We start from the raw sequence: 12911 nt of genomic DNA, 5'->3' as shown, positions 1-12911 counted from the left end.
ACCCCGCGCCGGGCTCATTGCTCAGCCGGGGGGCCAGCGGAAGTCGTCGGCGCGGCCGGGCTGGGGCATCGGCGCGTTGCCGCGGACTAATGTCCGCTCCACGGTGCCGAGGTTGTCGGAATCGCGCGGACGGCCGGTCAGCAGCGTCCCGCCGGGAGAGACCTCGGTACGCCCGAGGGGCACGACCGGCCCGGCTGCGGGCTTGACCGGCAGAGCCGGGACGCCCGGAGGTTCCGGCAGGCTCGGCAGCATCGCTGTGATCTGCCGATCGATCGCCGCGGTGTCGGTGGGCTGCCCGGATCCGTCGAGGCTCGGACCGGGCGTCACGCTCGGCGCCCCCGGTGCGACGGTCGCGGTGGGCGGCGGATCGGTCAGCGCCGGCGCGGCCGTACCCATCAGGCGCTTCAACTCGACATCGGCGAAATGCGCCAGCTTGCGGTCGCCCGCCTTGGTGAAGTGCACGCCGTCGGCGGTCCGCAGCTTGGCGATCTGCCCCTCCGGATCGGGGCCAGAGGACGCGTAGCGGTCTCGGTCGTCGACGAAGCCGGGCCAGATGTCGACATAGGTCGCACCGGCCTTCGTCACGGTGTCCCGGACGATGTCGTTGAGGCTCGCGAGATCCCGGCTCAGGCTCTCGCTCTGCACCGGCGGAAGCCCGACCCAGACCAGCGGCACCTTGTGGTCGGCGAAGACCTTCACGAGGGCCTCGACCCGGGCGCGGTACAGGGCCTTCCAGCGATCGGTCAGCGGATCGACGGTCTCGTCACCCTCGCGGATCGGCTGGCGATCGTTGGCGCCCAGCATGACCAGCGCGTAGCGGACCTTGGAATTGGTGCGCAGGTAGTCTTCCGCGCTCTTGGGCCAATCGACCACGTCCTTGCGCACAAGCCCGCTGTCGCCCTTCGCCCGATCGACGACTGCGATGTCCGCATTGTCCTCGAAGACGTCGTCCAGGCCGTGGGCGAGGTGGTCGGCCAGCGAATCGCCGAACACGGCGATCTGGACGTTCGGTGCGGTCTTCGCGATGGTGGGTTTCGGCGGCACCGGCGCCCGGGCGGGCCGTTCCCGGCGCTTGACGGCCGGCGAGGGTCGCTGCGCGTCCGCGTTTCCGATCGTGCTGCGCGGGCGCGGCGCCCGATAGGTGCGCTCCGGCGGCGGAGCGACCGGCTGGGGCCGGTCCTCCCACGGCCAGTAGAACTGCCGCGGTGCTTCCTGGGGCGGAGCGTAGCGGGGCTGGCGGGCGGTGGAGCCGTCGTCGCGATAGTAGGCATCGCGCGGGCGCCGCCGCGGCGGGGCTTCGTAATAGGCGCCGCCCTCGGGCCGCTGATAGCTGTCGCCCCATTGCGCCTGGGCGGACGTGCCGCCAACCAGGGACAGGCCCGCTTGGCTCAGCAGGACGGCGAGTCCGAGGATGGCCGGACGCGCCGTACGACGCCAGACTGCGACTCCCATGCAGATCCCGCACCTTGAAGGCGACCGAAACACCGGTCGGTAGGCGGCACTATACGGGAGACCGGCTTGCGCGTCTAAACCCGCCCATGGGCACGGATCATCGCGCCGGATCGTGCCGGGCCCGGACATGGGCGAGCAACGCCGGCGAGGCATACCCGTCCGCCGGCAGGCCGGCCGCGATCTGGTAGCGCCGCACGGCGTCGCGCAGCTTCGGCCCGGCGCGTCCATCGGTCGGGCCCTCGTAGAAGCCGGCGGTCGCCAGACCGGTCTGCAGCGCGCGCAGTCCCGCACCGTCGAGGCGCGGTCCCGTAGGCCAGGGCGCCGCGAGCGCCGGGCCGCCGTCCAGGCGGTCGGCTAGGTGTCCGACGGCCAGCGCATAGGAATCCGAGGTGTTGTACTGGCGGATCACCTCGAAGTTGCCGGTGATCAGGAATGCCGGCGCCCCAAGGCCCCCGGGCAGGAACAGCGCGGCGTCCCCGCGCCCGGGCAACGGCTTTCCGTCCGTGCGCCGGACACCCCGCGCAGCGAAACCGGAGAGCGGCCCGGCATAGGCGGTCAGGTCGAAATCTTCGGGCAGACGCACCTCGTAGCCCCAGGACACCGTCGGATCCCAGCCCAGATCCTTGAGATAGGCCGCGATCGATCCGAGCGAATCCGCGTCGCTGGTCCAAATGTCCCTGCGGCCGTCGCCGTCGAAATCGACAGCGTGGGCCAAGTAGGTGGATGGCAGGAACTGCACCTGCCCCATGGCCCCCGCCCAGCTTCCGCTCATGCGCTCGGGCGCGATATCGCCGCGCTGGAGGATCGCCAGGGCGGCGAGCAACTCGTCGCGGAACAGCGTGCCGCGATGTCGGGCCTCCGCGAGGGTCGCCAGCGCCCGGATCGTGGACAGGCTGCCGGCGCTGGCGCCGAAATCGGATTCGACCCCCCAGAACGCCAGCACGATCGGCGCCGGGACGCCGTAGCGTGCCTCGATCGCCTTCAGCGTGGACGCCAGGGTGCCCGCCCGTTCGCGTCCGCGGGCGATGCGACCCGCCGAGACCGCGCCGACCAGGTAATCCCAAACCGGCCTCACGAACTCGCCCTGCTGGCGCGTCCGCGCCAGGACGCCGGGATCGGGTGACGTGATGCCCCGGAACGCGGCCGCGAAGGTCTCGGCGGAGACGCCGCGGGCTTCGGCCTCCGGACGCAGGGTCGCGACGAACGCCTGGAAGGCGGCGTTCGGACCCGGCGGCTTCGCGGCCCGGGCTACCGCGGGGACGAGGCAGAGGGCGGCGGCGAGCAGCGTGCGGCGCGACGGCATCGCCTCAAACCCGATTACGCGGACCGGGTTTGCCCATCCAGGCCGGCGCCCGGTCGAACCCGCTGGTGCGGCCGTCGAGCACTACGACCTGGCGGCTACGGATAGACCCGGCCCCGCCCATCATCAGAACCGCCATGTTTTCGCCCGCTCCGAAGCCGCTCCGAGGGAAGCTGCCGGGAGCCTTGCCCGAACCGGGCACGGACAGGCAAGGCGCGGACCCCGCTTCATCGCGCGTTCAAACGCCTGGTGAGATATCTTCTGGTAACGGCCACTTTAGGTGGTCGCAGACGGGATATTTACGGTGCTTTGCCTCATACTATCGACGTAGAGGCCTTGCGAAGCATCGTGCTAGGCTATCTCACTGCCTGATCCATTGCCCGTGTCGTCCCATTCTGTTTCCGAGGTTGCCGCTTGATGAAACCGATCCGCAAGGCTGTCCTGCCCGTCGCGGGGCTGGGCACGCGATTCCTGCCCGCCACGAAGGCGGTCCCGAAGGAAATGCTCACGGTCGTGGACCGGCCGGTCGTCCAGCATGTCGTCGATGAGGCGCGCGAAGCCGGCATCGAGCACTTCATCTTCGTCACGGGTCGCGGCAAAGCTGTGATCGAGGATCATTTCGATATTGCGTTCGAACTCGAGCACACCCTTCAGGAGCGCGGGAAGACCGCTGCCTACGAAGAGCTGAAGCGCGATCTGCCCAAGGCGGGTCAGACGAGCTTCACCCGCCAGCAGGCCCCCCTCGGCCTGGGTCACGCGGTCTGGTGCGCCCGGGAGATCGTCGGCGACGAGCCCTTCGCGGTGCTGCTGCCGGATATGCTGAGCCGCGGCTGCATGCAGCAGATGCTCGCGACCTACGAGCGCCACGGCGGCAACGTCATCGCGGTCGAGGAGGTGGCTCCGGAAGAGACGCACCAATACGGCATCGTCAGCGTCGGCGAGACCTACGGTCAGTCCTTCGAGATCACCGGCATGGTCGAGAAGCCGAAGCAGGGCACCGCGCCGTCGAACTTTATCATCTCCGGCCGCTACATCCTCCAGCCCGAGATCTTCGGGATCCTGGAGCACGGCAAGAAGGGCGCCGGCGGCGAGATCCAGCTCACCGACGCCATGATCGACCTGATGGGCACGCAGGACTTCTTCGGCATGCACTACGAGGGCCGGACCTACGACACCGGCTCGAAGATCGGCTTCCTGACCGCGAACCTGGCCTACGCGCTGGAGCGCCCGGATCTCGCCGGCCCGCTGCGCGTCGAGATCGAGAAACTCCTGAAGCAGAGCTGAGGCCTTTGCGCGTTGCGCGCTTGAGCCATGCATTCGGCGCGCGGGCGGCGACGATTTCGCCCTTGCGTCTTGTGCGCCGCACTGTCATTTGTGCATTGCGAGATCGCGATGGCGTCGCGGTCCCGTAGCCCTTCTTGGGCGTTTCCTCCCTAGACTTCGGGCCGCTCCTTCGGGAGTGGCCTTTTTTCTTTTCCGGACCGGTTTGGTGCCACGCCGTCGATCGATCGACGCGTGAGGGCGCCCGTTTCGCGTCGAAGGCCAGGGCGGGCGTCATCAACGCCCCGGGCAAAAATCATTTGGGAATGAACGCGGCGCCGGACACGGAATGGCCGCAGCCTATTCGGCGGCGATCCGGCTGGGCTTGAGGTCACCGAGATCGGCCGCCACGCCGGCCACGACCGACCGCAACGCCTTCACGAGGCTCGGGAAATCCGGCGTCGTCGCAAGGCTCGCCTCGTCCATGTACAGGGCCCGGTTGACCTCGATTTGCAGGGCGTGACGCCCGAGGTTGGGCTCGCCGTAATGCTCGGTGATGAAGCCGCCGGCGTAGGGTTTGTTGCGGACCACCCGAAAACCCTGGGCCCGGAACGCGGCCTCGAACGCCTCGATCAGGCCCGGCGCGCACGCGGTCCCGTAGCGGTCGCCCAGAACCATGTCGGCCTTGATCTCGGTGTCGCGTCCGAGGCTCGAGGACGGCATCGAATGGCAATCGATCAAGATGCAGTGGCCGTGGGTCCGCGCCGTGCGCTGGATCAGGCCGCGCAGGACCCGGTGGTAGGGCTTGTACAGGGCCTCGATGCGGGCGATCGCGTCGCCGACCGGCAGGCGCCGGGCGTAGATCTCCTGGCCGTCCGCCACCACCCGCGGAACGGTGCCCAGCCCGCCCGCGACCCGCATCGACCGGGTGTTGGTGAAGGGCGGAAGCCGGCCGTCGAACATGCGCGGGTCGAGTTCATACGGCTCGCGGTTCACGTCGAGGAAGGCCCGGGGGAAGTTCGCCCGGAGCAGCGGTGCGCCGAGTTCGACAACCGAGGCGAACAGGCGGTCGACATGGGCATCCTCGGACCGGCGCAGGGTGAGGGCGTCCAGGCGCGAGGCAGCCACGAAATCGGGGGGGTAGACGGCGCCGGAATGGCCAGTATTGAAGACGAAGGGCAGGATGTGCGTCGCCGGCTCCTCGACCGCGAAGGCCGGGGCGAAACCGAGGGCGTCGGGCTGTACCGTTTCGGGCGCGGTCATGGATTGCGTGCACACCCCGGCGGTTGGAAAAGCGCGGCGGATACGCAGTGTGGTATGCGAACGATCGCCTGTCCACTCTGGTGCCGACGGCCCACAGGGCCGTTTTCGAGACACGCGGCGCCGGCTGCGGGCTCCGATCCTAACACCTTGTTTACCATCGCGTCCCTTTATGGGATCAACATTTCGACTCGAGGGCTCGGAAACGGCCGATGAAAATCCTGCTGGCGGAAGACGACAACGACATGCGCCGGTTCCTGGCCAAGGCGCTGCAGAACGCGGGCTACGATGTCCTGTCCTTCGACAACGGCCTCTCGGCCTACAACCGGCTGCGCGAGGAGCCGTTTGAGCTGCTGCTGACCGATATCGTGATGCCCGAGATGGACGGGATCGAGCTCGCGCGGCGCGCCACCGAGCTCGACCCGGACATCAAGGTGATGTTCATCACCGGCTTCGCTGCGGTGGCGCTCAACCCGGACTCGAAGGCTCCGAAGGACGCGAAGGTCCTGTCGAAGCCGTTCCACCTGCGTGATCTCGTCAACGAGGTCGAGAAGCTGATGGCCGCCTGACCGACCTCAGATGCGCCGGGGGCCGCGCGGGATGCGGCTCGGCCCGGCTGTGACCACGCGGGCATAGGTAATTCGACGGGCATACTCCTATATGACGGGAGTTCCCGCGCGAGACGACGCCCGCCATGCAGCCGGTCACGATCTACACCACGGCCTGGTGCCCTTACTGTTCGGCGGCCAAGAGCCTGCTGAAGGAGAAGGGCGTCGCCTTCCAGGAGATCGACGTGGAGCGCGCCCAGGGCGGGCGGGCCGCGATGGTCGAGCGTGCTGGCGGCCGCACCAGCGTCCCGCAGATCTTCGTCGGATCGACCCATGTCGGCGGCTGTGACGATCTCTACGCCCTGGACCGCGCCGGCAAGCTCGATCCGCTGCTGACGGACAAGGCCGATGCCTGAGAGGCGCTTCACCGCCGCCTGCTTGCAGATGCGCTCGGGCCGCGACCCGGGCGCCAACCGCGACGCGGCCGTCGCCGGAGTGCGCGAGGCTGCGAAAAGCGGCGCGCACTACGTCCAGACCCCCGAGATGACTTCGCTGGTCGAGCGCAGCCGCGAGCGGCTGTTCGCGCACGTCACCGCGGCGGAGCAGGATCCGACCCTGGCCGGCCTGCGGCAGACCGCCCGGGATACCGGGGTTATGGTGCATGTCGGGTCGCTCGCGGTGCGGTCGGGCGACAAGATCGCCAACCGGGCCTTCCTGATCGGCGCGGACGGCGAGATCCTGGGTTCCTACGACAAGCTGCACCTGTTCGACGTCGACCTGCCGAGCGGCGAGCGCTGGCGTGAATCGGCAACCTATACCGGGGGCGCCTGCGCGGTCGTGGCGGCGACGCCCCTGGCGACGCTCGGCCTGACGATCTGCTACGATATCCGCTTCCCGGCCCTGTACCGCGCGCTGGCCGAGGCCGGGGCCGAAGTGCTCACCGCACCGGCCTGCTTCACCCGGCAGACCGGCGAGGCACACTGGCACATCCTCCAGCGGGCGCGGGCGATCGAGACCGGCGCCTTCATGATCTCGGCGGCCCAGGGCGGGATCCACGAGGACGGTCGCGAGACCTTCGGCCATTCGATGATCGTCGATCCCTGGGGCCGGGTGCTCGCCGATGCCGGCGGGGCCGAGCCCGGCGTGATCCTGGCCGAGATCGACCTCGCCCAGGTCGCCGACGCCCGGGCGCGGATTCCCGCACTGCAACACTCGCGCGCGTTCACCGTCGAGCGCATCGGGCCTCAGGTTCAGGCCGCACAGTAAGCAAACACATGATCCGGTACAGTCTCGTCTGCGAAGCCGCCCACGGCTTCGACAGCTGGTTCCCGTCCTCCGAATCCTACGATGCGCAGGCGGAGCGCGGGCTGGTGACCTGCCCGATCTGCGAGAGCGCGAACGTCACGAAGGCGCTGATGGCGCCCAACGTGGTCCGCAGCGATCGCGGGCAGCATCCGGTGCCGGTGGCGACCCAGGCCGAGGCTCCGTTGGCGATGATCGCGGAGCCCGAGCGGCAGGTGCGGGCCATGCTGCGGGCGCTGCGCGAGCAGGTCGTGGCCAATTCCGAGCATGTCGGCGCGCGCTTCCCCGAGGAGGCGCGCAAGATCCATTACGGCGAGGCGGAGGGTCGTTCGATCTACGGCGAGGCCAGCCCGGCCGAAGCGCGAGCCCTGATCGACGAGGGGATCGACGTCGCGCCGATCCCGATCATGCCCGACGACCGCAACTGATCGGGCTGCGTTCAGGAACGCAAGGCGGCGGTGCCGGCCAAAGAGGCCAGCACGAAAGCGATCACGGCGTTCCAACCGGCGAGCGAAATTCCCAGGACCCGCATCGCCGCCACCGAGCAGTCGACCACCTTCGTGGTCTGAAGCTGGTTCAGGAAATCGCCGACCTGTCCCGGGTTCGCACCCGTGCCGCCGCCGCAATCGCTCGGTCCCGGCCAGAATCCCCATTCCGCGCCCGCGTGGTAGACGCCGACCCCGGCACCATACAGGAGCCCCAGGGCCGCGAGCCCGAGCGCCAAGCGGGCCAAGCGCTCGGGCGCGAACAGCGCGGCGAGCCCGAGTGGCAGGGCGGCGTAGAAGGGCAAGCGCTCGGTCAGGCAGAGCTTACACGGCGCGTAGCCGTAGCCGTATTGCAGCACCAACACGGCCCCCAGGACCAAAGCGGAGCCGAGAGCCAGCCCAAGACCCGCCTTCTTGAGGCGCAGCGCCGACGCGAGGTTCATGGCTACAGGATCACCTTGAACAGCAGGAAGCCGAGGACGATCACGGCGACCGAGATCGCCACGACCACGTTGAGATGCCGATCGAGGACGCCGCGGATCTGGACGCCGTAGCGGCCCAGCAGCCCGGCCAGGATGAAGAACCGGGCTCCGCGGGTGACGATCGACAGCACCGTGAACCAGAACAGGCTGTAATGGGCGAAGCCCGACGTGATCGTGACGAGCTTGTACGGGATCGGCGTGAGCCCCTTCAACAGGATCACCCAATGGCCGTAGCGGGCGTAGGAATCCTGGAAGGTCGCGGCCGAATTCTGCAGCCCGTACAGGCGGATCAGCCACTCGCCGAGGGAATCGAATAGCAGCGCCCCGATCGCGTAGCCGACCAGTCCGCCGAGGACCGAGGCCACCGTGGCGATCGTCGCGTAGAGCCAGACCCGGTCCGGGCGGCTGACCGCCATCGGCACCAGCATCGCGTCCGGCGGGACCGGGAAGAACGAACTCTCGGCGAAGGCGACGGCCCCGAGCACGTAGGGCGCGGAGGGCCTGCCGCTGAGCGCGAGGATCCACGCGTAGAGCCGGCGGAGCATTCAGGGTCCGGGTCGTGAGGAAGCGGCCGTCCTTTGAGCACAGGCGCCGCGCCTTGGCCAGATCGACGGCGCCGGCAAAAAACCTGTCCGGCACCCTTGGCGTGAAGGCCACACCTATGCGAAGAGCCCGACGCGCGCGGGTATGGCGGAATTGGTAGACGCGGGCGACTCAAAATCGCCAGCCGCAAGGCGTGGGGGTTCGATTCCCTCTACCCGCACCATCGTCTCGGCGACCGAGCGATCGAATGGCGCGCATCGGACCGGGCCTATCGCGGCATCGCCCATGACAGAATCCGGCCTCGGCCGCATGGTTGCCACCCGCACGAGCGCTTGCGTCGCGGACCGTTCGCTCTGACCTCCGACGGATCGTCCCCTATCTCTGCCGTCAACGCGGGAGCGAGGGCCGCGTCGCGCCGGGGGCGATATCGTGAGTCACAACAGACGCGTCGCGATCCTGGGCGCCGGAATGGCTGGCGCCACGGCGGCGCGCCATCTCGCCGAGGCCGGCCTGCCCGTGCAGGTGTTCGACAAGGGACGCGGCGTCGGCGGCCGCATGGCGACCCGCCGTTCGGGCACGATGCAGTTCGATCATGGCGCGCAATTCCTGCGCGCGCACGGCGATGCCTTCGCGGCGCGGATTGCCGGCTGGGACATGCGCGGGATCACCGCTCCCTGGGGCGGGTCGATGCGCCACGTCGGCGTGCCGGGCATGACCGCACCGGTCCAGGACCTTCTGGCCGATCTCCCGGTCTTCAGCGGCACGACGATCACGCGGATCGACCGCAACGACACATCCTGGCGCCTGACGGATGCCGCGGGCAGGCATCACGGTCCGTTCTCGGCGCTGGCGATCACCTTCCCGGCCCCCCAGACTGTGACATTGTTGGCGGCCTCCGGCTTTGCGATGCCCGATATACAGCATGCCTCCTACGCGCCGTGCTGGTCGCTGATGCTCGCGGTCGATGAGGCGCCCTCAGCAGCCCTGATCGAGCCGCAGGACGGTCCGCTCGGGCTCATCGCGACGGACTCGTCGAAGCCCGGGCGGCCCACCGGCATCCGCCTGACCGTACACGCGAAGCCAGATTGGTCGCGCGCGCATCTGGAACTGTCGCGAGAGGTCGTCGTGTCCGAGTTGACGCGGGCTGCGGCGGCGTGTCTGGCCGTGCCATTAAGGCCGAGCTACGCGGAGGCGCATCGCTGGCGCTTCGCCCAAGTCGAGACCGCCTTGGGTCGCCCGTGCCAGTACGACCCTGCTCTCCGACTGGGAGCGGCCGGCGACTGGTGTCTCGGGCCTCGGATCGAAGCGGCCCATGACAGCGGCCTGGCGCTGGCCCAGGCGATCCTCGGCGATCTTGGCCCGGCCGCGTGATCCCGCCCATCGCCTTCCACCCGGCCTACGAATCGAGCCTGCCGGCGGGCCATCGCTTCCCGATGCGCAAGTATGGCCTGCTGGCCGAGACGCTGGTGGCCAAGGGACTGGCGCCGCTCGGCTTCGTCACGCCGGACCTCGCCGGGGCCGAGATCCTGGTCCACGCGCACGACCCCGCCTACGTGGCGGCCGTCCTCGCCGTCGCGGTCCCGCCGGAGATCGAGCGGGCCATCGGCCTGCCCGTGGATGCCGCCCTCGTCCGCCGCTCCCGCGCCTCCGTGGGCGGCACCCTCCTGGCCGCCCGCCTCGCCCTGGCCGAGGGGCTGGCCGGGAGCGCGGCCGGCGGCAGCCATCACGCGCGGCGGCTTCAGGGTGCGGGCTTCTGCGTGCTGAACGACGTGGCGGTCGCCGCCCGCACGCTGCAGGCGGAGGGCGCAGTGCGGCGTGTCCTGGTGGTCGATCTGGATGTCCACCAAGGCGACGGTACCGCGGATTGTCTGGCGCTCTGCCCGGAGCTGTTCACGCTCTCGATCCACTGCGAGAACAACTATCCCACTCAGAAGATCGCCGGCGACCTCGATATCGGCCTACCGGACCGTCTCGATGACGGCGGATACCTCGACGTGCTGCGCGCCCGGCTGCCGCCGCTTCTCGACGCGCTGGCGCCCGATCTGGTCTTCTACAATGCCGGGGTCGACCCGCACCGCGACGACCGTCTCGGGCGGCTTTGCCTGACGGATGCGGGCCTGCTGGCCCGAGACCGGTTCGTCATCGCGCAGGCCCGCGCCCGCGCCATCCCGGTCGTGGCGGTGATCGGCGGCGGCTACACCTACGATGTCGAGGCGCTGGCGCTGCGGCATGCGCTGGTCTTCGAGGCAATGGCCGCGGAGGCTGCGGCGGACCCCGCCTCCAGGTGAGGCCCGGATGCATCAGGTCTCGACGCATGAGTGCGGAACGGTGGACCGGAAAGGTTTTGGGAAGGGTCGCCGTCGAAGATCCGGAAGTCACGGATCGATGAGACGGCGCCGGGCGAGCGTGTTGAACAGCTTCGCCCCAGGCAGACATGCTGAAGATCCAGTGACGCCATTGGGACTCAGCCATGCTTACGCGAATCTGGGAGGTCTTGAAGGCGACGATAGCGGCGGTGGCCTTGATCACCGCGGCTCTCGTCTCAGCGGACAAGCTCGATCGGCAAAAGGCGCCGGCCAACGCCGCCGCGTCTCAGATCGAGCCCGTGGCGACCGGGGCGATCACGCCGGTGACTAGACCCTGATCGCGTCGGACGCCTTGCAGGGTGTCCGGGCGAGGTGCCGCTCGGCACCGCGTAATCCCGGCGCTGCGACAGAATAGGGCGGTCGCGCGGTGGATATTTCGGTGTGTCGCGGCGTTCACGCCGCACTTCGAGGCTCGGCTGTAACAGCCGATCCATCATCCGTCTGAGGATCTGTTTCGATGAAGTCCGCCACGTTCGCTCTGCTCGCCCTGATCGCCGGCGCAGCGCCCGCGCTGGCGCAATCCCGCGCCGACCGCGCGGCGTGCACCCCGGACGTCATGCAGCTCTGCGCCTCCCAGATCCCCAACGTGGCAGCGATCACGGCCTGCCTGCGCCAGCAGCGGCCAAATCTCAGCGCCGGCTGCCGCATGGTGATGGATCAGTCGGATCGTCCGGTGCGGACCGTCTCGAACGGGCGGTAAGATCCGCCGTCACCAGCCGTTGATGCGCGGCCAGACCGCCCCGGTCAGCCGGCCGTCGGCGACGACATGGTAACGGTCGTGCTGGGCGCCGGTGGCGCAGGCATGATTGGGCAAGATTCGAAGCCGGGCCCCGATCGGCAGGTCGGGGAGAGGCGCCGACGAGCCCGGCCGCAGGGCCACGATCCCGTGTTCCTGGTTCGCGTCCCGCACGATCAGGTCCGGATAGGGCTGCCCCGCCATGTCGCAGGCGATTCCGTAGCCCTGATCGACGGCTTGGCGTGCCGTACCGCGGTCGCGGGACAGCGCCATCCAGCCGGCATCCGTGATGATCCAGCCCTTCTCCCGCTGGTGGCCGATCACGGTGGTCAAAACGGTCAGGGCGATCTCGTCGATCCGGCAGGAGCCGACGCCCGCCTGGAACAGGTCCCCGATCATGAACACACCGGCCCGGACCTCGGTGATGCCGTCGAGGTTGTCGGCGTAGCGTGCGGTCGGCGTCGAGCCGACGCTGACCACAGGGCAGGGCAGGCCGGCGCCGCGCAGGATCGCCGCCGCCGCCACCGCGGCGGCGCGTTCGGCTTCGGCTGCTGCCTTCAGCGCGGCGGGCTCGGTCAGGCCGTAGCTGTCGCCCGCGTGCAGCAGCACGCCGCGCAGGGAGGCACCGTCGGAGAGCACCCGGCCGATGGCGACCAGCGTATCCGCATCGCGCGGATCGACACCGGAGCGATGGCCGTCGGCATCGACCTCGATCAGCACCGGCATCGGGTCGCCGGTGCGGCGGCTCCACGCCACCACGGCGTTTGCCTGCTCGATGGAATCCAGCACAATGGCGAGATCTGCCCCCCAGCGCCGCCGGATCGCCCCGACGCGGTCGAGCTTCTGCGGCGCGATCCCGACGGCGTAGATCAGGTCGCGCACGCCGCCCTCGGCGAAGTGCTCGGCCTCCCGGAGGGTCGAGACTGTCGCGGGTCCGGACGGGCTCGCCATGGCGATGCGGGCGACGTCGAGCGATTTCGCGGTCTTCAGGTGCGGCCGCAGCGTTACGCCCAGCCGGTCGAGCCCCGCCCGCATGGTCGCGACGTTGGCGGTCAGCCTGTCCGCGTCGAGGAGCAGGCAGGGCGTCTCGAGCCCATCGAAGCCGTCCGGCCGTGTGAACTGCCCATCCGCCATCCGCCCGCTCCCGCCATCCATGCGGGCGCGGTTCTAGACGGGG

14 protein-coding genes and 1 tRNA gene are annotated in these 12911 nt (G+C 69.4%); 9 read left to right on the top strand and 6 right to left on the bottom strand.

Annotation, left to right across the window (positions count from 1 at the left end; genetic code table 11):
- Nucleotides 1–21 precede the first annotated feature (21 nt).
- Both FV233_RS01490 and FV233_RS01485 read right to left on the bottom strand, forming a co-directional pair.
- A complete protein-coding gene (locus tag FV233_RS01490) occupies nt 22–1452 on the bottom strand; it encodes an SGNH family hydrolase (RefSeq protein WP_147896427.1) in 1431 nt (476 codons plus the stop codon).
- A gap of 97 nt (nt 1453–1549) precedes the next feature.
- Nucleotides 1550–2755 carry a lytic murein transglycosylase gene (locus tag FV233_RS01485; RefSeq protein ID WP_147896426.1) on the bottom strand — a complete coding sequence of 402 codons (1206 nt, stop codon included), beginning with the start codon at nt 2753–2755 and terminating at the stop codon, nt 1550–1552.
- A gap of 414 nt (nt 2756–3169) precedes the next feature.
- Between FV233_RS01485 and galU the strand changes: the two genes are divergently transcribed.
- Complete coding sequence (gene galU, locus FV233_RS01480) at nt 3170–4036, top strand: UTP--glucose-1-phosphate uridylyltransferase GalU (RefSeq protein ID WP_147896451.1); 867 nt, start codon at nt 3170–3172, stop codon at nt 4034–4036.
- 336 nt (nt 4037–4372) lie between these two features.
- On the opposite strand, the gene FV233_RS01475 is transcribed toward galU, so the two are convergent.
- Entirely contained in the window at nt 4373–5275 is a 903-nt protein-coding gene (locus FV233_RS01475; RefSeq protein ID WP_147896425.1) for an N-formylglutamate amidohydrolase, read from the bottom strand.
- A gap of 209 nt (nt 5276–5484) precedes the next feature.
- On the opposite strand from FV233_RS01475, the gene FV233_RS01470 reads away from it, so the two are divergent.
- From FV233_RS01470 to FV233_RS01455, 4 genes are all read left to right on the top strand, one after another.
- Nucleotides 5485–5841: a response regulator gene (locus tag FV233_RS01470; RefSeq protein ID WP_007558883.1), complete on the top strand. Its 357-nt coding sequence runs from the start codon at nt 5485–5487 to the stop codon at nt 5839–5841.
- A 125-nt stretch (nt 5842–5966) separates the two neighbouring features.
- The gene (gene grxC, locus FV233_RS01465) at nt 5967–6236 is read left to right on the top strand and encodes a glutaredoxin 3 (protein WP_147853837.1); all 270 of its coding nucleotides are present in this window, start codon (nt 5967–5969) and stop codon (nt 6234–6236) included.
- A complete protein-coding gene (locus tag FV233_RS01460; RefSeq protein WP_147896424.1) occupies nt 6229–7086 on the top strand; it encodes a carbon-nitrogen hydrolase family protein in 858 nt (285 codons plus the stop codon). The genes grxC and FV233_RS01460 overlap by 8 nt, the downstream gene beginning before the upstream one ends.
- A gap of 8 nt (nt 7087–7094) precedes the next feature.
- The gene (locus FV233_RS01455; protein WP_147896423.1) at nt 7095–7550 is read left to right on the top strand and encodes a DUF1178 family protein; all 456 of its coding nucleotides are present in this window, start codon (nt 7095–7097) and stop codon (nt 7548–7550) included.
- Between the two features lie 11 nt (nt 7551–7561).
- Here the strand turns inward: FV233_RS01455 and FV233_RS01450 are convergent, their stop codons facing one another.
- Together FV233_RS01450 and FV233_RS01445 are read right to left on the bottom strand one after the other, a co-directional pair.
- On the bottom strand, nt 7562–8050 hold the full coding sequence (locus FV233_RS01450; RefSeq protein ID WP_147896422.1) for a disulfide bond formation protein B: 489 nt from the start codon (nt 8048–8050) through the stop codon (nt 7562–7564).
- Nucleotides 8051–8052: 2 nt separating this feature from the next.
- Nucleotides 8053–8634, bottom strand: a complete 582-nt coding sequence (locus FV233_RS01445; protein WP_147853841.1) for a YqaA family protein — start codon at nt 8632–8634, stop codon at nt 8053–8055.
- A gap of 136 nt (nt 8635–8770) precedes the next feature.
- Between FV233_RS01445 and FV233_RS01440 the strand changes: the two genes are divergently transcribed.
- The 4 genes from FV233_RS01440 (at nt 8771) to FV233_RS01425 (ending at nt 11698) form a co-directional block, all read left to right on the top strand.
- A tRNA-Leu gene (locus FV233_RS01440) sits at nt 8771–8855 on the top strand.
- A gap of 206 nt (nt 8856–9061) precedes the next feature.
- On the top strand, nt 9062–10003 hold the full coding sequence (locus FV233_RS01435) for an FAD-dependent oxidoreductase (RefSeq protein ID WP_147896421.1): 942 nt from the start codon (nt 9062–9064) through the stop codon (nt 10001–10003).
- Nucleotides 10000–10920 carry a histone deacetylase gene (locus FV233_RS01430; protein ID WP_187278031.1) on the top strand — a complete coding sequence of 307 codons (921 nt, stop codon included), beginning with the start codon at nt 10000–10002 and terminating at the stop codon, nt 10918–10920. The genes FV233_RS01435 and FV233_RS01430 overlap by 4 nt, the downstream gene beginning before the upstream one ends.
- Before the next feature lie 535 nt (nt 10921–11455).
- A complete protein-coding gene (locus FV233_RS01425; RefSeq protein WP_147896420.1) occupies nt 11456–11698 on the top strand; it encodes a hypothetical protein in 243 nt (80 codons plus the stop codon).
- A 9-nt stretch (nt 11699–11707) separates the two neighbouring features.
- On the opposite strand, the gene FV233_RS01420 is transcribed toward FV233_RS01425, so the two are convergent.
- The gene (locus tag FV233_RS01420; RefSeq protein ID WP_147896419.1) at nt 11708–12868 is read right to left on the bottom strand and encodes an alanine racemase; all 1161 of its coding nucleotides are present in this window, start codon (nt 12866–12868) and stop codon (nt 11708–11710) included.
- Nucleotides 12869–12911: the final 43 nt, after the last annotated feature.

The sequence above is a fragment of the Methylobacterium sp. WL7 genome, assembly GCF_008040085.1.
GTDB classification, from domain to species: domain Bacteria; phylum Pseudomonadota; class Alphaproteobacteria; order Rhizobiales; family Beijerinckiaceae; genus Methylobacterium; species Methylobacterium mesophilicum.
This window is presented reverse-complemented; position numbering and strand designations above follow the sequence as displayed.